This window comes from Pseudomonas sp. URMO17WK12:I12 (assembly GCF_000514395.1).
In the GTDB taxonomy this organism is placed as follows: domain Bacteria; phylum Pseudomonadota; class Gammaproteobacteria; order Pseudomonadales; family Pseudomonadaceae; genus Aquipseudomonas; species Aquipseudomonas mucoides.
In genome coordinates this window covers 92,123-114,925 of record NZ_AZVV01000005.1, presented here as the reverse complement: position 1 = coordinate 114,925, position 22,803 = coordinate 92,123, and the positions used below count along the sequence as shown (strand labels likewise).

General features: G+C 60.5%; 23 protein-coding genes. All 23 read right to left on the bottom strand.

Annotation, left to right across the window (positions count from 1 at the left end):
* Window positions 1–70 precede the first annotated feature (70 nt).
* The gene (locus D882_RS0105875; protein WP_027922377.1) at window positions 71–931 is read right to left on the bottom strand and encodes a CheW domain-containing protein; all 861 of its coding nucleotides are present in this window, start codon (window positions 929–931) and stop codon (window positions 71–73) included.
* Window positions 932–958: 27 nt separating this feature from the next.
* The gene (locus D882_RS0105870; protein ID WP_027922376.1) at window positions 959–1,747 is read right to left on the bottom strand and encodes a ParA family protein; all 789 of its coding nucleotides are present in this window, start codon (window positions 1,745–1,747) and stop codon (window positions 959–961) included.
* A gap of 43 nt (window positions 1,748–1,790) precedes the next feature.
* Entirely contained in the window at window positions 1,791–2,681 is an 891-nt protein-coding gene (motD, locus tag D882_RS0105865; protein ID WP_027922375.1) for a flagellar motor protein MotD, read from the bottom strand.
* Between the two features lie 15 nt (window positions 2,682–2,696).
* Window positions 2,697–3,437, bottom strand: coding sequence for a flagellar motor protein (locus D882_RS0105860; protein WP_027922374.1), 741 nt, complete (start codon window positions 3,435–3,437; stop codon window positions 2,697–2,699).
* On the bottom strand, window positions 3,437–4,576 hold the full coding sequence (locus tag D882_RS0105855; protein ID WP_027922373.1) for a chemotaxis response regulator protein-glutamate methylesterase: 1,140 nt from the start codon (window positions 4,574–4,576) through the stop codon (window positions 3,437–3,439). The genes D882_RS0105860 and D882_RS0105855 overlap by 1 nt, the downstream gene beginning before the upstream one ends.
* A 49-nt stretch (window positions 4,577–4,625) precedes the next feature.
* Window positions 4,626–6,866, bottom strand: coding sequence for a chemotaxis protein CheA (locus D882_RS0105850; protein ID WP_027922372.1), 2,241 nt, complete (start codon window positions 6,864–6,866; stop codon window positions 4,626–4,628).
* A 54-nt stretch (window positions 6,867–6,920) separates the two neighbouring features.
* Entirely contained in the window at window positions 6,921–7,709 is a 789-nt protein-coding gene (locus D882_RS0105845; protein WP_027922371.1) for a protein phosphatase CheZ, read from the bottom strand.
* A gap of 22 nt (window positions 7,710–7,731) precedes the next feature.
* Window positions 7,732–8,103, bottom strand: coding sequence for a chemotaxis response regulator CheY (locus D882_RS0105840; protein WP_003183998.1), 372 nt, complete (start codon window positions 8,101–8,103; stop codon window positions 7,732–7,734).
* A gap of 167 nt (window positions 8,104–8,270) precedes the next feature.
* Window positions 8,271–9,011 (bottom strand): RNA polymerase sigma factor FliA, encoded by a 741-nt coding sequence (fliA, locus tag D882_RS0105835; RefSeq protein WP_007894214.1) that lies wholly within the window; start codon window positions 9,009–9,011, stop codon window positions 8,271–8,273.
* Window positions 9,008–9,838 (bottom strand): flagellar synthesis regulator FleN, encoded by an 831-nt coding sequence (fleN, locus tag D882_RS0105830; protein WP_003222917.1) that lies wholly within the window; start codon window positions 9,836–9,838, stop codon window positions 9,008–9,010. The genes fliA and fleN overlap by 4 nt, the downstream gene beginning before the upstream one ends.
* Before the next feature lie 116 nt (window positions 9,839–9,954).
* A complete protein-coding gene (gene flhF / locus D882_RS0105825; protein WP_027922370.1) occupies window positions 9,955–11,289 on the bottom strand; it encodes a flagellar biosynthesis protein FlhF in 1,335 nt (444 codons plus the stop codon).
* Window positions 11,290–11,300: 11 nt separating this feature from the next.
* Window positions 11,301–13,430, bottom strand: a complete 2,130-nt coding sequence (flhA, locus tag D882_RS0105820; protein ID WP_027922369.1) for a flagellar biosynthesis protein FlhA — start codon at window positions 13,428–13,430, stop codon at window positions 11,301–11,303.
* 169 nt (window positions 13,431–13,599) lie between these two features.
* Window positions 13,600–14,739: a flagellar biosynthesis protein FlhB gene (gene flhB, locus D882_RS0105815; protein WP_027922368.1), complete on the bottom strand. Its 1,140-nt coding sequence runs from the start codon at window positions 14,737–14,739 to the stop codon at window positions 13,600–13,602.
* A 3-nt stretch (window positions 14,740–14,742) separates the two neighbouring features.
* Complete coding sequence (gene fliR / locus D882_RS0105810; RefSeq protein ID WP_027922367.1) at window positions 14,743–15,528, bottom strand: flagellar biosynthetic protein FliR; 786 nt, start codon at window positions 15,526–15,528, stop codon at window positions 14,743–14,745.
* 3 nt (window positions 15,529–15,531) lie between these two features.
* Complete coding sequence (gene fliQ / locus D882_RS0105805) at window positions 15,532–15,801, bottom strand: flagellar biosynthesis protein FliQ (protein WP_007948918.1); 270 nt, start codon at window positions 15,799–15,801, stop codon at window positions 15,532–15,534.
* Window positions 15,798–16,556: a flagellar type III secretion system pore protein FliP gene (gene fliP / locus D882_RS0105800; protein WP_027922366.1), complete on the bottom strand. Its 759-nt coding sequence runs from the start codon at window positions 16,554–16,556 to the stop codon at window positions 15,798–15,800. Before fliP ends, fliQ begins: the two co-directional genes overlap by 4 nt.
* Complete coding sequence (fliO, locus tag D882_RS0105795) at window positions 16,556–17,002, bottom strand: flagellar biosynthetic protein FliO (RefSeq protein WP_027922365.1); 447 nt, start codon at window positions 17,000–17,002, stop codon at window positions 16,556–16,558. Before fliO ends, fliP begins: the two co-directional genes overlap by 1 nt.
* On the bottom strand, window positions 17,003–17,461 hold the full coding sequence (gene fliN, locus D882_RS0105790) for a flagellar motor switch protein FliN (protein WP_027922364.1): 459 nt from the start codon (window positions 17,459–17,461) through the stop codon (window positions 17,003–17,005). It lies immediately after the preceding gene.
* 68 nt (window positions 17,462–17,529) lie between these two features.
* The gene (gene fliM, locus D882_RS0105785) at window positions 17,530–18,498 is read right to left on the bottom strand and encodes a flagellar motor switch protein FliM (RefSeq protein WP_027922363.1); all 969 of its coding nucleotides are present in this window, start codon (window positions 18,496–18,498) and stop codon (window positions 17,530–17,532) included.
* 9 nt (window positions 18,499–18,507) lie between these two features.
* Window positions 18,508–19,005: a flagellar basal body-associated protein FliL gene (gene fliL / locus D882_RS0105780; RefSeq protein ID WP_027922362.1), complete on the bottom strand. Its 498-nt coding sequence runs from the start codon at window positions 19,003–19,005 to the stop codon at window positions 18,508–18,510.
* 222 nt (window positions 19,006–19,227) lie between these two features.
* Window positions 19,228–20,616, bottom strand: a complete 1,389-nt coding sequence (locus D882_RS0105775; RefSeq protein WP_027922361.1) for a flagellar hook-length control protein FliK — start codon at window positions 20,614–20,616, stop codon at window positions 19,228–19,230.
* 103 nt (window positions 20,617–20,719) lie between these two features.
* Window positions 20,720–21,067, bottom strand: coding sequence for an Hpt domain-containing protein (locus D882_RS0105770; RefSeq protein ID WP_027922360.1), 348 nt, complete (start codon window positions 21,065–21,067; stop codon window positions 20,720–20,722).
* 30 nt (window positions 21,068–21,097) lie between these two features.
* A complete protein-coding gene (locus tag D882_RS0105765; protein WP_027922359.1) occupies window positions 21,098–22,801 on the bottom strand; it encodes a fused response regulator/phosphatase in 1,704 nt (567 codons plus the stop codon).
* Between the last annotated feature and the right edge of the window lie 2 nt (window positions 22,802–22,803).

The following is a 22,803-nucleotide window of genomic DNA, read 5'->3' as shown; positions in this document are numbered from 1 at the left end:
CTGACCCCTCGAAAAACCGCCCTGGCGGTGTGTGTTCTGTGCATCGGCAGTGACTGCCGATGCGTGTTTGTTATGTCGGTTTGTGAGCCGGTTTCTTGATGCTGCTCATGTGCTTTGCCCCGCCACTGGCGATCAGTTCGGCCAGTGCGGAAACGTCGAGCAAGGCACACATGTGTTCAATCACGGTGCCCGCCAGCCAAGGTCGTTGACCCCGGTGGCTGCGCCATTTGATTTCGTTGGGGTCCAGGCGCAACGAGCGGCTGACCTGATGCACGGCCAGCCCCCACTCATAACCCTGGACCGAAATGACGTATTGCAGGCCCTGGCGGAAGTCATCGCGGTAGCGGTCGGGCATGACCCAACGCGCGGTATCGAGGACTTTCAGGTTGCCGGCCTGGCTCGGGAGAATCCCGAGGAACCACTCCGGCTGACCGAACAGCGGCGTCAGCTCGTGACCAGCCAACGAATATATCGAACCGAGGCACACCAGCGGCACCGCCAGCGTCAGGCCGGCGACATCGAACAACAGGCATTCGAAGGGCTCGGCGGCCCACGATGGACGCCCGTCAGTTTCGACCGGAGGCGGCGTGTTGCTCGGCGGGAGATGAACTTCGACAACCGGCGGCACCAGCGTTTGCAGCAGCGGTGCGATGGTCGATACCGGCGCGAGGATCGGTGCCGGTGCTTCCATGACAGGTGCTGGCGCCTTCACGACTGGCGCAACGACAGGGGCCACAACCACCGCGGCATCACGCGCCTGCTCTTCGAGCACCGCCAACTGAAACTCGTCGAGGGTGCTTTCAGGCTCGATCACTTCGACGGGCGCTTCGATGACGGGCGCCAGCTCCTCGGTCGCGTCCTGCAGCAAGCTGTCCAGATAGCTCTGGAGCGCCAGTTGCGGGCGAGAGGTGATTTTCACCGGCCGATTCATTTAAGCACCACGCAAGGAAGGTTCATCTCACGCCACCTGCGCAACGGATTGCTGCGCCAGCAAATGCTTGAGCAGCGCGCGGTAAGCCAGAACGCCGCGGCTCTTGCCGTCGAACTGCGAAGGCGTGAGCCCGGCCCGGCTTGCGTCACGCAGACGCGTGTCGACCGGAATGTAGCCTTGCCAGATTTCTTCCGGGTACAGGTCGCGCAGCACCCGCAGAGTCCCGAGGGAAGCCTGCGTGCGGCGGTCGAACAAGGTCGGGATGATGGTGAACGGCAGCGCCTGTTTGCGTGAGCGATTGATCATCGCCAGGGTGTTGACCATGCGCTCCAGGCCTTTGACGGCCAGATGCTCGGTCTGCACCGGGATCACCAATTGCTGGCTCGCCGCCAAGGCATTGACCATCAGCACGCCGAGCAACGGCGGACTGTCGATCACCGCATAATCGAAGTCCTGCCACAACTGCGCCAGGCTCTTGGCAATCACCAGGCCCAAACCACTCTGCCCCGGCGACTGACGCTCAAGGGTGGCCAGCGCGGTGCTGGAGGGCAACAGGGAAATGCTTTCGTGGCTGGTGGGCAACAGCAACTGACCGGGCAAGCCTTGCGGCACGCTGCCCTTGTGCAGGAACAAGTCGTAGCTGCTGTGTTCCAGGGTGTCGGGGTCGTAGCCGAAGTAACTGGTCATGGAGCCGTGCGGGTCGAGATCGACCACAACCACGCGCTTGCCCGCCTCGGCCAGCAAACCGGCTAAAGCGATAGAGGAAGTGGTTTTACCAACACCACCCTTTTGATTGGCAACTGCCCAGACTCTCATTCGAAGGGTTCCGCCCGGCCGACTAGGTCGACCGAGAAATAGCTCAGCGTGTTAATACGGGTGACGGAGAATTGACGGCGCTCTCTCGTACCGGCGACTTGACCGGGGTCGGTGCAGTTTGTGTGCCAGCACGCTTCAACGCGGCGTCCGGTTGTGCATGAGCGGTACCGGTGCCGGTCAGGCTGCGGCGCACATCGAGATTGCGCGACACCACCAGCACCACACGACGGTTGCGTGCGCGGCCTTCGGCAGTGGCGTTGTTGGCCACCGGCTGGAACTCGCCGTAGCCCACGGACGCCAGGCGGCTGGGGTTCACACCCTGCATCGCCAGCATGCGCACGATGCTCGCGGAACGGGCCGAGGACAGCTCCCAGTTGGTCGGGTACTGCGCGGTGCGAATCGGTTGATCGTCCGTAAAACCTTCGACGTGGATCGGGTTGTCGAATGGCTTCAAAATCCCGGCGACCTTGTCGATGATGTTGAACGCGATGTCGCTGGGCATGGCATCGCCGCTGCCAAACAACAGGCTGGAATTGAGTTCGATCTCGACCCACAACTCGTTGCCACGCACGGTCATCTGGTTGGAGCTGATCAGGTCACCAAACGCGGCACTGATGTCATCGGCGATACTTTTCAGCGGGTCGTTGGAACCGGCAACCCCGGCATCGACCTGCTCGCTGTCTTTCACCAACGGTTTTGCCGGCGTCACGGTCATCGGCCGCTCTTCACCGACCGGAATCGGTTTGAGCGAACGATCGGCGTCGGTGAAGACCCCGATCAACGCTTGCGAGATGACTTTGTACTTGCCTTCGTTGATCGAAGAGATCGAGTACATGACCACGAAGAACGCGAACAGCAACGTGATGAAGTCGGCATAGGAAACGAGCCAGCGTTCGTGGTTCACATGTTCTTCAGGTTGGCGACGACGTGCCATGGTCCATGTCTCCCATCAATCCATGAAGCCCTGAAGCTTCAACTCAATAGAGCGAGGGTTTTCACCTTCAGCGATCGACAGGATCCCTTCCAGCAACATTTCGCGATAACGCGACTGACGCAAGGCCACGGACTTGAGCTTGGAGGCAATCGGCAGCAACACCAGGTTGGCACTGGCCACACCGTAGATGGTCGCGACGAAGGCCACGGCAATGCCGCTGCCCAGTTGGGTCGGATCGGCCAGGTTGCCCATGACATGGATCAGGCCCATCACTGCCCCGATAATCCCGATGGTCGGCGCGTAGCCGCCCATGCTTTCAAAGACTTTGGCGGCCTCGATGTCGCGGCTTTCCTGGGTGTAGAAATCCACTTCCAGGATGCTGCGAATCGCTTCCGGTTCGGCACCGTCAACCAGCAGTTGCAGGCCTTTGCGCGAGTAGCTGTCAGGTTCGGCATCGGCCACCCCTTCCAGGCCGAGCAGGCCTTCCTTGCGGGCGGTCAGGCTCCAGTTCACCACGCGATCAATGCCACCGGCCAGGTCAACGCGCGGCGGAAACAGAATCCAGCCAAGGATTTGCATGGCGCGCTTGAAGGCGCTCATCGGCGATTGCAACAAGGCTGCGCCGATGGTGCCACCCAATACGATCAGGGCTGCCGGGCCGTTGGCCAGCGCGCCAAGGTGGCCTCCTTCAAGGTAATTGCCGCCAATGATGGCGACGAACGCCATGATGATGCCAATCAGGCTTAAAACATCCATCAGATACACGCCTCGACCAGGTGCTTGCCAATATCTTCCAACCCGTAGATCGCATCGGCGAGATCGGCTTTGACGATGGCCATCGGCATGCCGTAGATCACGCAACTGGCTTCATCCTGAGCCCAGATCGCGCTGCCGCTCTGTTTGAGCAGGCGAGCCCCTTCACGACCGTCGGCGCCCATGCCGGTCAGCACGACCGCCAGAACTTTGTCACCGTAGGACTTGGCAGCAGAACCGAAGGTGATGTCCACGCTTGGTTTGTAATTCAGACGCTCGTCGCCCGGCAGGATTTTCACCGCGCCACGGCCATCGATCATCATTTGCTTGCCACCCGGTGCCAGCAACGCCAGGCCAGGACGCAGGATGTCGCCATCCTCGGCTTCCTTGACGCTGATCCGGCAGAGCTTGTCCAGGCGTTCGGCGAAGGCCTTGGTGAACGCCGCCGGCATGTGCTGGATCAATACCAGCGGCGCCGGGAAGTTGGCCGGCAACTGGGTCAGGACCCGTTGCAGCGCTACCGGACCGCCCGTGGACGTGCCGATGGCCACCAGTTTGTAGGCTTTGCGTTTTGGTGCAGGCGACGATGGGCCGGACGACACAGGCGCATGGGTGCGTGCCGGAATCGGCGCCGGCGCCGGACGCGACGGTGCATGGCTGCCGTAACTGCTGGCGCTTGCAGGCGCAGGAGTTGGAGCAGGCGCGGCGACCGGGGCCGGAGCACTGTAGGTATTGGCGCGACGGTTACTGCGCGAAATGCTCAGGATCTTTTCGCACAGCAGTTGCTTGACCTTCTCCGGGTTACGGGAGATGTCTTCGAAATTCTTCGGCAGGAAATCCACGGCGCCGGCATCCAGCGCATCGAGGGTGACCCGGGCGCCTTCGTGGGTCAGCGAGGAGAACATCAACACCGGCGTCGGGCAGCGCTGCATGATGTGCCGCACGGCCGTGATGCCGTCCATCATGGGCATTTCGTAGTCCATTGTGATCACGTCCGGCTTGAGGGCCAGGGCCTGATCGATCGCCTCTTTTCCGTTGGTCGCCGTGCCGACGACCTGGATATTCGAATCCGCTGAAAGAATTTCCGAGACGCGGCGGCGGAAAAACCCCGAATCGTCCACCACCAGGACTTTGACTGCCATAAACACTCCGTTAGACGGAGCGAGGCTCAGTCGCCCCGCTCCACCAGAATCAAATACGCCGCGTGGCGTAACGCTTGAGCATGCTCGGAACATCGAGAATCAGCGCAATGCGGCCGTCACCGGTGATGGTGGCGCCCGACATGCCTGGGGTTCCCTGGAGCATTTTGCCCAATGGCTTGATGACCACTTCTTCCTGGCCCACCAACTGATCGACGACAAAGCCGATCCGCTGCGTGCCCACCGAAAGGATCACCACATGGCCTTCGCGCTGCTCTTCGTGAGCGGCGGAGCTGACCAGCCAGCGCTTGAGGTAAAACAGTGGCAGCGCCTTGTCGCGCACGATCACCACTTCCTGACCATCCACCACGTTGGTGGTCGACAGGTCGAGGTGGAAGATCTCGTTGACGTTCACCAGCGGGAATGCAAACGCCTGGTTGCCGAGCATGACCATCAGCGTCGGCATGATCGCCAGGGTCAGCGGGACCTTGATGACGATCTTCGAGCCCTGGCCCTTGGTCGAGTAGATGTTGATCGAACCGTTGAGCTGGGAAATCTTGGTTTTCACCACGTCCATGCCCACGCCACGACCCGACACGTCGGAGATCTCGGTCTTGGTCGAGAACCCTGGCGCGAAAATCAGGTTGTAGCACTCGGTGTCGCTCAAGCGATCCGCCGCATCCTTGTCCATCACACCGCGTTTTACCGCGATGGAACGCAGGACGTGCGGGTCCATGCCTTTGCCGTCATCGGAGATCGACAGCAGGATGTGGTCACCTTCCTGTTCCGCCGCAAGTACGACTCGACCGCCACGGGACTTGCCCGAGGCTTCGCGTTCTTCCGGCGACTCGATGCCGTGGTCGACCGCGTTGCGCACCAAGTGGACCAGCGGGTCGGCCAGGGCCTCGACGAGGTTCTTGTCGAGGTCGGTTTCTTCGCCGACCAGTTCCAGGTTGATCTCTTTCTTGAGCTGGCGAGCCAGGTCGCGAACCAGGCGCGGGAAGCGCCCGAAGACTTTCTTGATCGGTTGCATCCGGGTCTTCATGACCGCGGTTTGCAGGTCAGCCGTGACCACGTCGAGGTTCGACACCGCCTTGGACATGGCTTCGTCGGCACTGTTGGCACCCAGGCGAACCAGGCGGTTACGCACCAGTACCAGTTCGCCGACCATGTTCATGATTTCGTCGAGACGCGCGGTATCGACCCGCACGGTGGTCTCGGCTTCGCTCGCCGGTTTTTCCGGTGGCGGCGCAGCCGGAGCACGGGCCGGGGCCGGTGCAGCAGCGGCAGCCGGTTTCGGTGCCTCGGCTTTCGGTTCTGGTGCCTTGGCCGCCGGTGCCGCTGCCTTGGCAGTGGGCGCCGGGGCAGTAACGACAGTGCCTGTCGCCACATCGGTGAACTTGCCTTTACCGTGCAATTCGTCGAGCAGCGATTCGAACTCGTGATCGGAGATCAGATCCCCACCCACCGCCGCCGCAGTTGGCGCAGGTGTAGCCGGTACCGAAGCAATGGCCGACTCCAGCGCATCCACCGCAAAGTTGCCTTTGCCGTGCAACTGGTCGAGCAGTGCTTCAAATTCGTCGTCGGTAATGTCGGAGCTATCGCCCGCCGCTTTTGGCGCAGCCGGTGCGGCTGGCGCAGGGGCCACGGCATCAACGGCGAACTGGCCTTTGCCGTGCAATTGATCGAGCAACGACTCGAACTCGGCATCGGTGATTTCGTCGCTGGCAGCAGCATCGCTGACAGGCGTTGGTGCTGCAGCCACTGGCGCTTCGGCCTGAGCCTTGACGGCGTTCAGCGAGTCCAGCAGTTGTTCGAATTCGTTATCGGTGATGTCGCCCGATTCGCTTTCGGCGGCAGGTGCTTCAGCCACGAGAGCAACCGGTGCAGCTTCATCTGCCGTTTGCGGCTCGGCCAGACGGGCCAGGGCCTCCAGCAATTCAGGTGTCGCCGCCGTAACCGGGCTGCGCTCGCGGACCTCGCCGAACATGCTGTTCACCGCGTCCAGCGCTTCGAGGACCACGTCCATCAGTTCCGAATCGACGCGACGCTCACCCTTGCGCAGGATGTCGAACACGTTTTCGGCGATGTGGCAGCACTCCACCAGCTCGTTGAGCTGGAGGAAGCCGGCGCCCCCTTTTACAGTGTGAAAACCGCGAAAAATTGCATTGAGCAAGTCCGCATCATCCGGTCGGCTTTCCAGCTCGACCAGTTGTTCGGACAGTTGCTCTAGAATCTCGCCGGCCTCAACCAGGAAATCCTGAAGGATCTCTTCATCGGCGCCGAAGCTCATTAAGGGGGTGCTCCTACAGGTCTAAAAACCTAAAAAACCTAGAATGCTGAAACGCTAAAATCCCAGGCTGGATAGCAAATCGTCCACATCGTCCTGACCGGACACAACGTCTTCTCTTTTATCGGCATGAATCTGCGGACCTTCACCCTGAGAGAGATGTTTTTGTGGATCTTTTTCGGCGAGCATCGATTCACGGTCATGTTCGATACCCGCAAAGCGGTCTACCTGGCTGGCCATGAGGACGAGCTTGAGCAAATTGCTTTCAACTTCGGTGACCAACTGGGTCACGCGCTTGATCACCTGACCGGTGAGGTCCTGGTAATCCTGAGCCAGCAGGATGTCGTTGAGGTTGCTCGACACCGTGCGGTTGTCCTCGGTGCTGCGTGTCAGGAAACCGTCGACGCGGCGGGCCAGCTCACGGAACTCTTCAGCCCCGACTTCGCGGCGCATGAACCGGCTCCAGTCCGTGCTCAACGCCTGGGCTTCTTCGCTCAGGCTGTTGACCAGCGGCGTGGCGCTTTCCACCAGGTCCATGGTGCGGTTGGCCGCGGCCTCGGTCAGCTTGACCACATACCCCAGGCGCTCGGTGGCGTCCGTGATCTGCGACACTTCCTCGGCTTGCGGCATGTTCGGGTCAATCTGGAAATTGACGATCGCGCTGTGCAGCTCGCGAGTGAGCTTGCCCACTTCCTGATACAGGCCACGGTCACGGGTCTGATTGAGCTCATGGATCAGTTGCACAGCCTCGCCGAACCTGCCTTTTTCAAGGCTGGCGACCAGTTCGACGGCATGTTTTTTCAGGGTCGATTCAAAATCGCCCTGTGAAGATTCTTTATGCTCCATAGCTCCCCCGTGGCGCAGTGGATCAACCGATGCGTTCGAAAATCTTCTCGATTTTTTCTTTCAACGCCTGGGCCGTGAAGGGTTTGACCACATAGCCGTTTACACCGGCCTGGGCCGCTTCGATGATCTGCTCGCGCTTGGCTTCAGCGGTCACCATCAACACCGGCAGGTGCTTGAGCTTTTCATCGGCGCGCACGTGGCGCAGCAGATCGATACCGGTCATGCCAGGCATGTTCCAGTCCGTTACCAGAAAGTCGATGCTCCCGCTGTTGAGAACCGGAATGGCGGTAGTGCCATCGTCAGCCTCGACCGTGTTGGTGAACCCAAGGTCACGCAACAGGTTTTTTATGATCCGCCGCATCGTTGAGAAGTCATCAACGATGAGGATTTTCATGTTCTTGTCCAATTCGACCTCCAAGCAGTCTTAAACGCGCCCAGCACCTGGACGCGCCATTTCAATCAATTCGGCAATTCACTCGATGACTGTCTGGAGCACAACAGATCGCGACCGGTGCCGTTCAAATCCGCACCAGCCCCGTTCGCAGTGTCCCCACACTGCCTTCAGCGCGCTCGCCACTCCCCCAAACGCCCCCGCAAACGGGCCGCGCACTGGCTGTGTAACTGGCTGACCCGCGATTCGCTGACCCCCAGGACCTCACCGATTTCCTTGAGATTCAACTCTTCGTCGTAGTACAGCGCCAACACCAGTCGCTCGCGCTCCGGCAAATTGGCAATCGCGTCCGCCAGCGCCGCCTGGAAGCGTTCATCTTCCAGATCGCGTGACGGCTCGAGATGAGCACTCGCGCCATCCTCGTGCAGCCCTTCGTGTTCGCCGTCCTGCAACAGATCGTCGAAACTGAATAAGCGGCTGCCCAGGGTGTCGTTCAAAATCCCGTAATAATCGTCGAGACTCAATTGGAGTTCGGCCGCAACCTCGTGATCTTTAGCGTCACGGCCGGTTTTAGCTTCAATAGAGCGAATTGCGTCACTGACCATACGGGTATTTCGGTGGACCGAACGTGGCGCCCAGTCCCCCTTGCGTACTTCATCGAGCATGGCGCCGCGGATTCGTATGCCCGCGTACGTCTCGAAACTGGCGCCTTTGCTGGCGTCGTATTTGGTCGATACTTCGAGCAGGCCGATCATCCCGGCCTGGATCAGGTCTTCAACCTGGACACTGGCCGGCAGACGGGCCAGCAAGTGGTAAGCAATGCGTTTGACCAGTGGCGCGTAACGCTCGATCAGCTCGTACTGCGCGTCACGTGCCGACTTCTTGTAGAGGTTGTAGCCACTGGCTGTCATAGGACGGGTCCTGCGGTCTGTTGCACGAGGCGCTCGACGAAAAACTCAAGGTGCCCGCGCGGGTTGGCAGGCAGCGGCCAGGTATCAACTTTCTGCGCGATGGCCTTGAACGCCAGGGCGCACTTGGAACGCGGGAAGGCTTCATACACGGCACGTTGTTTCTGCACAGCCTTGCGCACGCTTTCGTCGTAAGGCACCGCGCCGACGTATTGCAAGGCAACGTCGAGAAAGCGGTCGGTGACCTTGGTCAACTTGGCGAACAGGTTGCGACCTTCTTGCGGGCTCTGGGCCATGTTGGCCAGGACACGGAAGCGGTTCATGCCGTAATCGCGGTTAAGCAGTTTGATCAGCGCGTAGGCGTCGGTGATCGAGGTCGGCTCGTCGCAGACCACCAGCAAGACTTCTTGCGCTGCGCGAACAAAGCTGACTACCGAGTCACCTATGCCCGCAGCGGTGTCGATCACCAATACGTCGAGGTTGTCGCCGATGTCGCTGAACGCCTGGATCAGGCCGGCGTGTTGAGCCGGGCTCAAATGAACCATGCTCTGGGTACCGGACGCGGCCGGAACAATTCGAATACCGCCCGGGCCCTGCAACAGAACGTCGCGCAGCTCGCAGCGGCCTTCGATCACGTCGGCCAGGGTACGTTTGGGTGTCAGTCCCAACAGAACGTCGACGTTCGCCAGGCCCAGGTCAGCGTCCAACAGCATGACGCGACGGCCGAGTTCAGCCAGGGCCAGTGACAAATTCACTGACACGTTAGTCTTGCCGACGCCACCTTTGCCGCCGGTCACCGCGATCACCTGTACGGGATGCATGCTGCCCATGTTATTTCTTTACCTTGTCTTGCATAGACGGAGGCCACATTACTGGCTGCGCGTTCGCAAATGGAACAATGCATGGCAGACCATCGATGTAGGTACAAAAACTGTTCATGACTACCTTAGCCAACCTGCTTGGTCGGGCTGTGGTAAATATCAGCGAACATATCAGCCATGGCTTCTTCGCTGGGTTCTTCCTGCATTTGCACGCTCACGGCGCGACTGACCAACTGATGACGGCGCGGCAGATGCAAATCATCCGGAATCCGCGGACCATCGGTCAGGTACGCCACCGGCAATTCATGACTGATCGCCAGGCTCAGCACCTCGCCCAGACTTGCCGTTTCATCCAGTTTAGTCAGGATGCAGCCAGCGAGCCCGCAGCGCTTGTAACTGTGATAAGCGGCTGTTAGAACCTGTTTTTGGCTGGTGGTTGCGAGCACCAGGTAATTTTTTGATTTGATGCCACGCCCGGCCAGGCTTTCGAGCTGCATGCGCAGGGCCGGATCGCTGGCCTGAAGGCCTGCGGTATCGATCAGCACCACGCGTTTGCGCAGCAGCGGCTCCAGCGCCTGAACCAGCGACTGGCCCGGATCGACGTGGGTCACCGACACATTGAGAATGCGCCCCAGCGTCTTGAGCTGCTCCTGGGCGCCAATGCGAAAGCTGTCCATGCTCACCAGCGCGATGTTCTGCGCGCCGTACTTGAGCACGTAACGGGCAGCGAGCTTGGCCAGGGTGGTGGTCTTGCCCATGCCGGCAGGGCCGACCATGGCAATCACGCCGCCCTCTTCCAGTGGCTCGACTTCCGGTGTGGCAATCATCCGCGCCAGGTGCGCCAGCAACATGCGCCAGGCCTGACGGGGCTCATCGATATCACCGATCATGGCCAGCAGATCGCGCGACAACGGGCCGGACAGGCCGATGCGTTGCAGGCGACGCCAAAGGTTGGCCTGGGCCGGACGACTGCCTTGCAGCTGATTCCAGGCCAGCGAACCGAGCTGTACTTCCATCAGTTCACGCAGGCTGTTGAGTTCGAAGCGCATCGAGTCGAACGCGCGTGGATCAACGCCGCCAGCAGCCGGTGCCGGGGCAGGCGCCGAGCGACGCGGTTCGGCGTAGGTCGGTTCGATCAGTGGCTCGGCAGCGGTCAGTGGCAGGCCGGCGAACAACTGGCGATTGGTGGTGTTGTCGCCTTCGGTCTCGCCATCGCCACGCAGGCTCAATTCGGCCTGGGCAGTCACAATGCGCGATTGGGTCTTGCGCAGCTCATCCTCGAGTTCCATGTTCGGAACGCGCGGGGCCAGCGCCGACAATTTGTAATCCAGCGCAGCCGTCAGCTCGACACCGCCGGCGATCCGGCGATTGCCAATAATGGCGGCATCGGCGCCCAGCTCATCACGAACCAGTTTCATGGCCTGACGCATATCGGCGGCGAAAAAACGCTTAACTTGCATAAACCACTACCTCAGCCGTTGGGCCCTACTGTCGCAACGATGGTCACTTGCTTGTTGTCAGGGATTTCCTGATAAGCCAACACATGCAAACCCGGGACTGCCAGTCGGCCAAATCGCGACAACATGGCGCGAACCGGGCCGGCCACCAGCAGAATCACCGGCTGACCTTGCATTTCCTGACGCTGCGCCGCATCGATCAACGAGCGCTGCAGCTTCTCTGCCATGCTTGGCTCCAGCAGAACGCCCTCTTCCGAGCCTTGTCCTGCCTTCTGAAGACTATTGAGCAATATCTGTTCCAACCTTGGCTCCAGGGTGATCACTGGTAGCTCGGAGTCAGTGCCTACAATGCTTTGGACGATTGCGCGGGATACACCGACCCGCACAGCGGCCACCAAAGCGGCAGTATCTTGACTCTTGGCGGCGTTGTTGGCGATCGCCTCGGCGATGCTGCGAATGTCGCGCACAGGCACCTGTTCGGCCAGCAGCGCTTGCAACACCTTGAGCAGCTGCGACAGCGAAACCACGCCCGGCACCAGCTCTTCAGCCAGTTTAGGCGAGCTTTTGGCCAGCAATTGCATGAGTTGCTGGACTTCTTCGTGACCGATCAGTTCGCTGGAGTGCTTGTACAGGATCTGGTTCAAGTGCGTGGCAACCACGGTACTGGCATCGACCACCGTGTAACCGAGCGATTGCGCCTGGGCGCGCTGGCTGATTTCGATCCAGACCGCCTCCAGGCCAAAAGCCGGATCTTTGGCGGTTATGCCATTAAGCGTGCCGTAGACCTGCCCCGGGTTGATCGCCAGTTCGCGATCCGGGTAAATCTCGGCTTCTGCCAGGATCACGCCCATGAGCGTGAGGCGGTAGGCACTCGGCGCCAGGTCGAGGTTGTCACGGATATGCACCGTCGGCATCAGGAAGCCCAGGTCCTGGGACAGCTTCTTGCGCACGCCCTTGATCCGCGCCAGCAGTTGCCCCCCCTGATTGCGGTCTACCAGCGGAATCAGGCGATAGCCGACTTCCAGGCCAATCATGTCGATAGGCGTGACGTCATCCCAGCCCAGCTCTTTGGTCTCCATGGCGCGGGCCGGCGATGGCAGCAGTTCCTGCTGACGCTTGACCTCTTGCAGCGCCTGGACCTTGACCACGTTCTGCTTCTTCCAGAACAGGTACGCACCACCGGCAGCGAGAGCAGCCATGCTCAGGAAGGAAAAGTGCGGCATGCCGGGCACCAGGCCCATCACTGCCATCAGTCCCGCCGCGACAGCCAACGCTTTCGGCGAGGCGAACATCTGGCGATTGATTTGCTTGCCCATGTCTTCCGAACCGGAAGCACGGGTCACCATGATCGCGGCGGCCGTGGACAACAGCAGTGATGGCAATTGCGCCACCAAACCGTCACCGATGGTCAACAGCGCGTACACCCGACCGGCATCGCCAAAGGTCATGCCGTGCTGGAAGATACCGACCGCCATGCCGCCGATCAGGTTGATGAACAGAATCAACAGGCCGGCAATGGCGTCACCGCGCACGAATTTGCTGGCACCGTCCATGGAACCGTAGAACTCAGCCTCCTGGGCGACTTCCATCCGGCGCAGTTTGGCCTGGTTCTGATCAATCAGGCCGGCGTTCAAATCGGCGTCGATTGCCATTTGTTTGCCGGGCATCGCATCGAGGGTGAAGCGCGCGCTCACCTCGGAAATCCGCCCGGCACCCTTGGTCACCACGACGAAGTTGATGATCATTAAAATCGCGAAGACCACGATACCGACCACGTAGTTACCGCCGATCACCACCTCACCGAAGGCCTGGATCACCTTACCGGCGGCGGCGTGGCCGTCCTGACCGTGGAGCATCACCACCCGCGTGGAGGCCACGTTCAGCGCCAGTCGCAGCAACGTCGCGACCAGCAGAATGGTCGGGAACACCGCGAAGTCCAGCGGCCGCAAGGCGTAGACGCAGACCAGCAAAACGACGATCGACAGTGCGATGTTGAACGTGAAGAACACGTCCAGCAGGAACGGCGGCACCGGCAGCATCATCATGGCCAGCATGACCAGCAGCAACAACGGCACGCCCAGATTGCCCCGACTTAAGTCGGCAACGTTTGTGCGAGCACTGTTGAATAACTGAGAGCGATCCACGGTTTTCCCCGTTCCTTTAAAGCAAACTTTTGACGCCTGAAGCTGGCGCAAAGCGGCTATTGCAAGAAGCCTTCCAACTTTTGCAGAGGAGGTAAATAGAGGGATTGATTGGAGTTTTTTTGTAGCAGCTGTCGAGCCTGCGAGGCTCGACAGCTGCTTCAGGGGTGGGTCAGGAATCGCGGCGCAGATCCGGTGGAATCGGCAGGTCATCCTTGAGCGGCTCAGGCGGCTTGCCTTTGCCGGCGCGGTGCTGGCGGATCTGGTAGACGTAAGCCAATACCTGGGCGACCGCCAGGTACAGGCCACCGGGTATTTCCTGCTCCAGCTCGGTGGAGTAATAGATCGAACGCGCCAGGGCGGGCGATTCGAGCAGCAAGACATTGTTGGCCACGGCGATTTCGCGGATTTTCAAGGCCAGGAAGTCACTGCCCTTGGCCAGCAGCACCGGCGCGCTGCCTTTGTCCGGGTCGTACTTGAGCGCCACGGCGTAGTGGGTCGGGTTGGTGATGACCACATCGGCCTCGGGAATGGCCGCCATCATCCGCCGTTGCGACATTTCGCGCTGCAACTGGCGGATGCGCTGTTTGACCTCCGGCCGCCCTTCCTGATCCTTGTGCTCGTCGCGCACTTCCTGCTTGGTCATCAGCAGTTTCTTGTGGCTTTCCCACAACTGCACCGGCACGTCGACGGCGGCGATGATGATCAGCCCGCAGGCCATCCACAAGGTGCTCCAGCCCACCACTTGCAGGCTGTGAATGACCGCCATCTCCAACGGCTCGTGCGCGATGCGCATCAGGTCGTCGATGTCGGAAGACAACACCGCCAGTGCCACGAACAGCACGATCAGAAACTTCGCCAACGCCTTGAGCAGCTCGACGATGGCCTTGGCCGAGAACATCCGCTTGAGCCCCGCGCCAGGATTCATGCGACTGAACTTCGGTGCCATGGAACCCGCTGCGAACAACCAGCCACCCAGGGAAATCGGACCGATCAACGCGGCCAGCAGCAAGGTGATCATCAACGGCTGAATCGCCACCAGCGCAATCTGCCCCGAATGCAGGAGGAAGGCGCCCATGTTGCGTTGATCCAGAATCACTTCCCGCGAGAGCGTGAAGTTCATCCGCATCAGCTCCATCATTTCCTGCGCGAGGGCGCCGCCGAAAACCAGCAGGCCGCCGGCGCCGGCGAGCATGATCGCCAGGGTGTTGAGCTCCTTGGAACGCGCAATCTCACCCTTGTCCCGTGAGTCTTTTTTGCGCTTCTCCGTGGGGTCTTCTGTTTTGTCCTGACCGCTTTCGCTCTCAGCCATGACTCAGCGCGCCCGTGCGAGTTCGCGTAAAAACTGCAAGGCCTCGGTGGCCAGCGGTTGATACTGATTGATGATGTCCGCCAGCCCGACCCAGACGATGAACAGCCCGAGCACCAGGGTCAGCGGAAAACCGATAGAGAAGATATTCAGCTGCGGCGCGGCCCGGGTCATCACGCCGAACGCGATGTTGACTACCAGCAGCGCCGTGATCGCTGGCAACACCAACAACAACGCCGCACCGAGGACCCAGCCGAGCTTGCCGGCCAGTTCCCAGAAATGATTGACCAACAATCCGCTGCCAACCGGCAGGGTGGTGAAGCTTTCAGTCAGGACTTCGAACACCACCAGATGCCCGTTCATAGACAGGAACAGCAGTGTCACCAGCATGGTGAAGAACTGCCCGATCACCGCCACCGAAACGCCGTTGGTGGGGTCGACCATCGACGCGAAGCCCATGCCCATCTGAATGGAAACGATCTGCCCGGCGACCACGAAGGCCTGAAAGAACAGCTGTAAGGAAAAACCCAGAATCGCGCCAATCAGGATCTGCTCGGCGATCAGCAGCAGCCCACTCAAGTCCAGCGCATTGACCGGCGGCATCGGCGGCAGCCCCGGAGCGATCACCACGGTGATCGCCAACGCAAAGTACAAACGCACACGTTTGGGCACCAGCGTTGTACCAAACACCGGCATGACCATCAGCAAGGCGCCGATGCGAAACAGCGGCAACATGAACGTCGCCACCCAGGTACTGATCTGGGTGTCGGTCAGTTGCAACAGCGACGGCATGGTTTAGCCAATGACCTGAGGAATGCTGCCGTACAACTGCAGGATGTATTCCATGAACGTCTGCACCAGCCATGGGCCGGCAACGATCAGCGTGACCAGCATGACCAGCAAGCGCGGGAGGAAGCTCAGGGTCTGTTCGTTGATCTGCGTGGCGGCCTGGAACATCGCCACCAACAGGCCGACCAGCAGGCTCGGGATCACCAGCACGGCAACCATCATCGTGGTCAGCCACAGCGCTTCGCGAAAGATGTCTACCGCGACTTCCGGCGTCATGGCGAGACACCGCCGAAGCTGCTCGCCAACGTACCGATGATCAACGCCCAGCCATCCACCAGCACGAACAACATGATCTTGAACGGCAGGGAAATGATCAGTGGCGAGAGCATCATCATGCCCATCGCCATCAGCACACTGGCCACCACCAGGTCGATGATCAGGAACGGAATGAAAATCATGAAGCCGATCTGGAACGCGGTTTTCAGCTCAGACGTGACAAACGCCGGCACCAGAATGGTCAGCGGCGCCTGATCGGGCGACGCGATGTCGGTGCGCTTGGACAGGCGCATGAACAATTCAAGATCGCTGCTGCGCGTCTGCGCCAGCATGAAGTCCTTGATCGGCACCTGAGCCTTGGCGACGGCATCCTGGGCGGTCAGTTTTTCCGCCAGATACGGCTGCAAGGCGTCCTGATTCACCCGGTCAAACACCGGCGCCATAATGAACAGCGTCAGAAACAGCGCCATGCCCGTGAGGATCTGGTTCGACGGTGTCTGTTGCAGGCCCAGGGCCTGGCGCAGGATCGAGAAGACAATGATGATCCGCGTGAAGCTGGTCATCAGCATGACGAACGCCGGGATGAAACTCAGCGCGGTCATGATCAGCAGGATTTGCAGGCTGACCGAGTATTCCTGAGCACCATTGGCGTTGGTGCCCAAGGTGATCGCCGGGATCGACAACGGATCGGCGGCGAACGCCAGCGGCGCAGCCAGCATCAGGGCCAGCGTCAAGACGATGCGTAACGCACCCATTACTTCTTATCCTTTTGATCCTTGCCGAGCATCTCCAATAGACGCTGGGCAAACTCCGGGGTCGCTTTTTCAGTCACGCCCGGCACTTGCACCGGCTCTTTGAGCACATGCAACGCGGTGATGGTGCCAGGACTGAGGCCAAGCAGAATCTGTTCGTTGCCGACCTGCACCAGCATCAGACGATCACGGGGACCGAGTGCGCGGGAACCGATCAACTCGATCACCTGCCCTTTGCCGGCCGGCCCGGCCTGCTGGAACCGGCGCAACAGCCAGGCGAGGAAGAAGATCAACCCCAGCACCAGCAGCAAGCCGAAGACCAACTGCGTCAATTGCCCGGCCACGCCACTGCTGACCGCCGGCGCGACCGCCGTCGTAGCGGTCGCAACCGTCTCGGCGGCCAGCGCACTGAAGGGCATCGCCAGTACACACCCCAGAACCTTTTTCACTTAGCGCAGCTTCTTGATGCGTTCGCTTGGGCTGATCACGTCCGTCAGGCGAATGCCGAACTTCTCGTTGACCACGACCACTTCGCCGTGAGCGATCAGCGTGCCGTTGACCAGTACGTCCAGCGGCTCACCGGCCAGACGATCGAGCTCGATCACCGAACCCTGGTTGAGTTGCAGCAGGTTACGGATGTTGATGTCGGTGCTACCCACTTCCATGGAAATCGACACCGGGATATCAAGGATCACGTCCAGGTTCGGACCTTCCAGACTCACCGGGTCGTTGTTCTTCGCCACGCTGCCGAACTCTTCCATCGGCAGACGGTTGGACGACGAGCCAGCGGTATCGGCGGCCAGCAAGGCGTCGATATCGTCCTGACCGGCGTCACCGGTTTCTTCCAGGGCCGCAGCCCATTCATCAGCCAGCGCCTGGTCGTCCTGCGCGTTCATATCGTCGTTCATCATTTGTCCTCGGCGGGCAAAAATTCGGTTAGTAGCAGTCTGTTAAAACAAGGAGGTTTGAGCGCCGGTCAGCGGCGCTCGATCGGCTCGATCACCTGCAACGCAAGGTTGCCTTTGTGCGAGCCCATCTTGACCTTGAACGCAGGCACGCCATTGGCGCGCATGATCATTTCTTCCGGCATCTCGACCGGGATGATGTCCCCCGGCTGCATGTGCAGGATGTCGCGCAAGCGCAACTGGCGACGCGCAACCGTAGCGCCGATCGGCACGTCGACATCCAGCACGTCCTGACGCAGGGCGTTGACCCAGCGCTCGTCCTGATCGTCGAGGTCCGACTGGAAACCGGCGTCGAGCATTTCGCGCACCGGCTCGATCATCGAGTACGGCATGGTCACGTGCAGGTCACCGCCACCGCCATCGAGTTCGATGTGGAAGGTCGACACCACCACCGCTTCGCTGGGGCCGACGATGTTGGCCATGGCCGGGTTCACTTCCGAGTTGATGTACTCGAAGTTCACTTCCATGATCGCCTGCCAGGCTTCCTTCAAATCGACGAAGGCCTGCTCCAGCACCATGCGCACCACGCGCAGTTCGGTCGGGGTGAATTCACGCCCCTCGATCTTGGCGTGACGGCCATCGCCGCCGAAGAAGTTGTCCACCAGCTTGAACACCAGCTTGGCGTCGAGGATGAACAGCGCAGTGCCGCGCAACGGCTTGATCTTGACCAGGTTGAGGCTGGTCGGCACGTACAGCGAGTGCACGTATTCGCCGAACTTCATCACCTGCACACCACCGACGGCAACGTCCGCCGAGCGGCGCAGCATGTTGAACATGCTGATGCGGGTGTAGCGGGCGAAACGCTCGTTGATCATTTCCAGGGTCGGCATGCGTCCGCGGACGATGCGATCCTGGCTGGTCAGGTCGTAGCTTTTGACGCTGCCGGGCTCAGCAACGTTATCGGTCTGTACCAGACCATCGTCGACGCCATGCAACAGCGCATCGATCTCATCCTGGGACAGCAGGTCCTGCACGGCCATGTCGTGTTCCTACTGCAGTACGAAATTAGTGAAAAGCAACTGTTCGATAACCACTTTGCCGAGTTCTTTTTGCGCCACTTCCTGCACGCTGGCCGTGGCCTTCTGACGCAACATTTCCTGGCCAACCGGCGTGGCCAGGGTGTTGAAATCCTGACCGGAGAACAGCATGACCAGGTTGTTGCGGATCACCGGCATGTGCACCTTGAGCGCGTCCAGATCGGCCTGGTTGCGGCCCTGCATGGTGATGCTCACCTGCATGTAGCGCTGACGGCCATTCTGGTTGTAGTTAGCCACGAAGGCCGGCGCCATGGGCTCGAAAATCGCGGGCTGCTTGCCGACCACGGCGGTTTCCGCCGCAACCGGTTTGCTCTGGGCGCTGTGCATGAAGAACCAGGTCGCCCCCACGGACATGCCGATCGCCAGCAGCAAGGCCACCACGATCAAAACAATCAGCTTGATCTTGCCTTTGGTTGCGGGGTCTTTTACTACTGCTTCGCTCTTCGCCATGCCAATAATCCGTCACTATTCGGGTTTTCACAGTCGCACGGCAAGGCAAGAGCAAGTGTTATGCCAGAAGTGTCGGGAGGGCGCTGGGCGGGGATTTCAGGGACACCACAAAAAATGTAGGAGCGAGCCTGCTCGCGATAAGGCAGTAACATTCAACCGCTTCGTTGACTGTTACACCGCTATCGCGAGCAGGCTCACTCCTACAAGGGTTTTGCGTTTTTATCAGGCGTAGTAGTCGACGGCGCTGGAGCCAATCACGCTGGTAGCAGCTTGCGCCACTTCAGCCACCGTCGGCGCGAGTTCTTCATCCATTGAGTCGAGGCGACCACCACTGGCATGGGTGCGACCACCCTGCCCCTGTTGCGCCTGTTCCTGGCCCTGTCCCTGCCAGCCACGGGACTGGTCGGACACGTTGACGTCGACTTGCCCCATGCCCTGCTGGGTGAACATGTCACGCAGGCGATGCATCTGGCTGTCCAGCGCTTCACGAACGCTTGGATGGGCACTCATGAAGGTGACCTGAGTCTGTTGATCCGGGACCATGTTCACCCGAATGTCCAAGCGCCCCAGTTCGGCCGGTTGCAACTGAATGTCGGCCGCCTTGAGATTGGCGCTGGAGAGGTACATGACCCGATTGACCACTTCTTCGGTCCAGCCACTCTGGTGCATGGCGATCGGCTGATTCACCGGCAAGGCGTTGGCTGTTTTCGGCGTGGCCGCCTGAGTCAATGCCGCCAGACGGTTGGCGAAGTCATCGACACGGGTGTCGCTGCTGGCGGATTTCAGGTCTTTCAGGCCGTCATCGATCAGACCGCTGAACGCCTTCTCGCCGCCCTGGCTGGTACTGTCCTTGTCGGCTTGCACGTCGAGCATGTTCGCCATGCCGGCGGCAAAATTCTGCGCCGAGGTCAGTTCGCCGTCAGCCTGGGCCTGGGCCGGCGACGCTTTGGGCTGGGACTGGCTGGACGCGGAAACGTGACCACTCTGCTCCATGGCCAGGCGCACTGCCGGCAGGGCATCGAGCGGATCGGCTTCAGGATCGAAATCACTGTCGGCGGTTGCAGCGACGGGCGCAGGAGCCGTTTGCGCAGGGGCGGCAGCCGTGGTCGCCGCAACGGGTGATGCCACTGCCGGTTGTGCGGTAACGGCCACCGGCGCAGCGGGCTCGACGGGTGCCGCGATCACCGGCTGCACGACTGCCATCAAGGCTGGATCAAGGGACGGATCGAGGCTTGGGTCGGCTGGCGCGGTGTCGGCCACCGGCGTCTCGGAGGTATCCGGTGCGACATCATCGGCAACCGCATCCTCGGCCGGTGCCGGTTTTTCGGCGGGCAAGGAATTGCCGCTATCGGCAACCACAGGTTCCGGGGCGGCAGCCTTGTCACTGCTGCCGTCTGTTTTTGCAGTGCCTTGCGGCGCATTGTCAGCCGCCGGTTTGGTTGATTTATCAGCGGCCGCGACAGGCTTGTCCTGAGCCTGATTGGCGTAGACCTCAGCAAAGCTGGACGCCTTGTCCCCTGGCTCGGCAGCCACCGCCGGGGTATTGGCGGACGCGGCAAGCGTCTTGGCCGCTGTGCTGGCCTGAAGAAGTGAATTAGGGGTAACGGGCATAAACGGTCTCCGCTGCACTGGGATCGTAGGTACAGTGAGCGAGATGTCTGCAAGGGTCGAGCCAGGTTTAACCATCCGGCGCTAAAAGCGCCGGGTGGTCAGGTTACTCGGAGAGAGAACGCTGTTTTTCTGCCTCGTAAAGCGGTCGGACGATGGCGAATTCGCCGTCGATTTCCCCCACCAGCTTTTCAATGCCCGCGAGGCTCTTTTGGTTGGCGCGCTGCTCCAGCTCATGACACAGCTCAGCCAGGCGAGTGGCGCCCATGTTGCTGCTGCTGCCTTTGAAGCTGTGGGCAGCATCCCTGAGTTGCATGGCATCGGCATAATTCTGCAGAAGCTTCAAACGCTCTTCGGAGTCGCGAATGAACGTATCCAGTAGCTCCGGATACTCATCCTCCATCACTTCCTGCAACGCGCTCAGCACGTTTGGGTCCAGATGTGTGTCAGCCACTTGCTCACTCCTTGATCAAGAATGGGTGAATTATGCCAGAGCCTCCCAGGAAAACTCCACGCGTGCGCAACGACCCTCGTCAGACCAACTGGCGTTACGGCCCAACTGGCGGACAAGACTGACACCACGTCCCGACAAACGGACGCCATCCAGGGGGCGTTCCAGCACACGCGCCACGTCAAATCCCTTGCCGCTGTCTTCAACCCGAACGACCAGGCAACCGCCCTTGCCTTCTGGCGTCACCTGCAAATGCACCCGCACAAAACCGTCCTGCAATCCCTCCAACCGCTCATTGCGTAGCTGGTAATAGCGTGCAAAACCCGACGCATCGCGCTTGAGGCTTGAGTCCAACCCCAGCACGCCGTGCTCCAGCGCATTGGAGTACAGCTCGGCGAGCACACTGTAGAGCGCGCCGCTTTGAGCCCGCAACCCGTGGACCTCAAGCAGTAACTGCAAAAGGTACGGCAGCGGATTAAAGCGTTTGAGGGTCTCGGCGCGAAACTCGAAATTCACCGACCAGTCCAGTGGACAGGACTGGCCGCTGTCGGAGTACACCAGCGCCGGCGGCGTCAGTTGCGTCGCCTCCAGCAGGCTGACCTCGACCATGCTCACATCATCCCGGGCCTCACCGCCAAAATTGCGCAGCGCCTGCTTGATTTCCCCAAACAATGCGTCAGGTTGACGATTGGCTGCAAACACCTGCTGCAACCGGTCCACACCAAACAACTGCTCATTGCCATCGCACGTATCGATGACCCCGTCGGACAACAGGAACACTCGGTCCCCGACAGCCATCGGGAACACTTCGGTGCGGTCATTGAACGTTTGCGGGCTCAGCACGCCCAGTGGCAAGTGACGGGCCGTCAGCGGCTTGCGTTCACCCGTGGCGATGGAATGCAGATACCCATCCGGCATTCCGCCATTCCAGACCTCCACCGAGCGTCGCTGAAAGCTCAGGCACAGCAAGGTTGCGCAGCAGAACATGTCCACCGGCAAGATGCGTTTGAGCTTGGCGTTCATCTCGCGCAGGGTTTCGGACAGGCCGTAACCCTTGGCGGTCATGCCATAGAAGACTTCGGCCAGGGGCATGGCGCCCACGGCCGCGGGTAAACCATGGCCGGTGAAATCCCCCAGCAGCACGTGCATGTCGCCCGCCGGGGTAAAGGCAGCCAGCAGCAGATCACCGTTGAACAGCGCATAAGGCGATTGCAGGTAGCGGATATTCGGTGCATTCAGGCAGCCGGAATGCGCGACCTTGTCGAAAACCGCCTTGGCCACCCGCTGCTCATTGAGCAAATAGTCATGATGCCTGCCGATCAGGTCGCGCTGCTGCAACACCGTGGCCTGCAAGCGACGCAAGCGATCCATCGCCTTGATCTTGGCGGCGAGGATCACTGGGTTATAAGGCTTTGCCAGAAAGTCGTCGCCGCCAGCCTCCAGGCATCGGGCCAGGGCTTCGCTTTCGGTGAGCGAGGTCAGGAAGATGATCGGCACCAGGGTTTCCCCGGCGAGCAGCTTGATTTGCCGTGCCGCCTCGAAACCGTCCATCACCGGCATCATCGCGTCCATCAACACCAGGTGCGGTTGCTGCTGACGAAACGTTTCGACCGCCTCGGCACCATTGGCGGCCGTCAGCACGTTATGGCCCTGGCGGCGGACAATGCTCGACAGCAGCATGCGATCGGCCGCGCTGTCTTCGGCGATGAGGATCGTCAGGGGTTCGAGCGACTGCATGG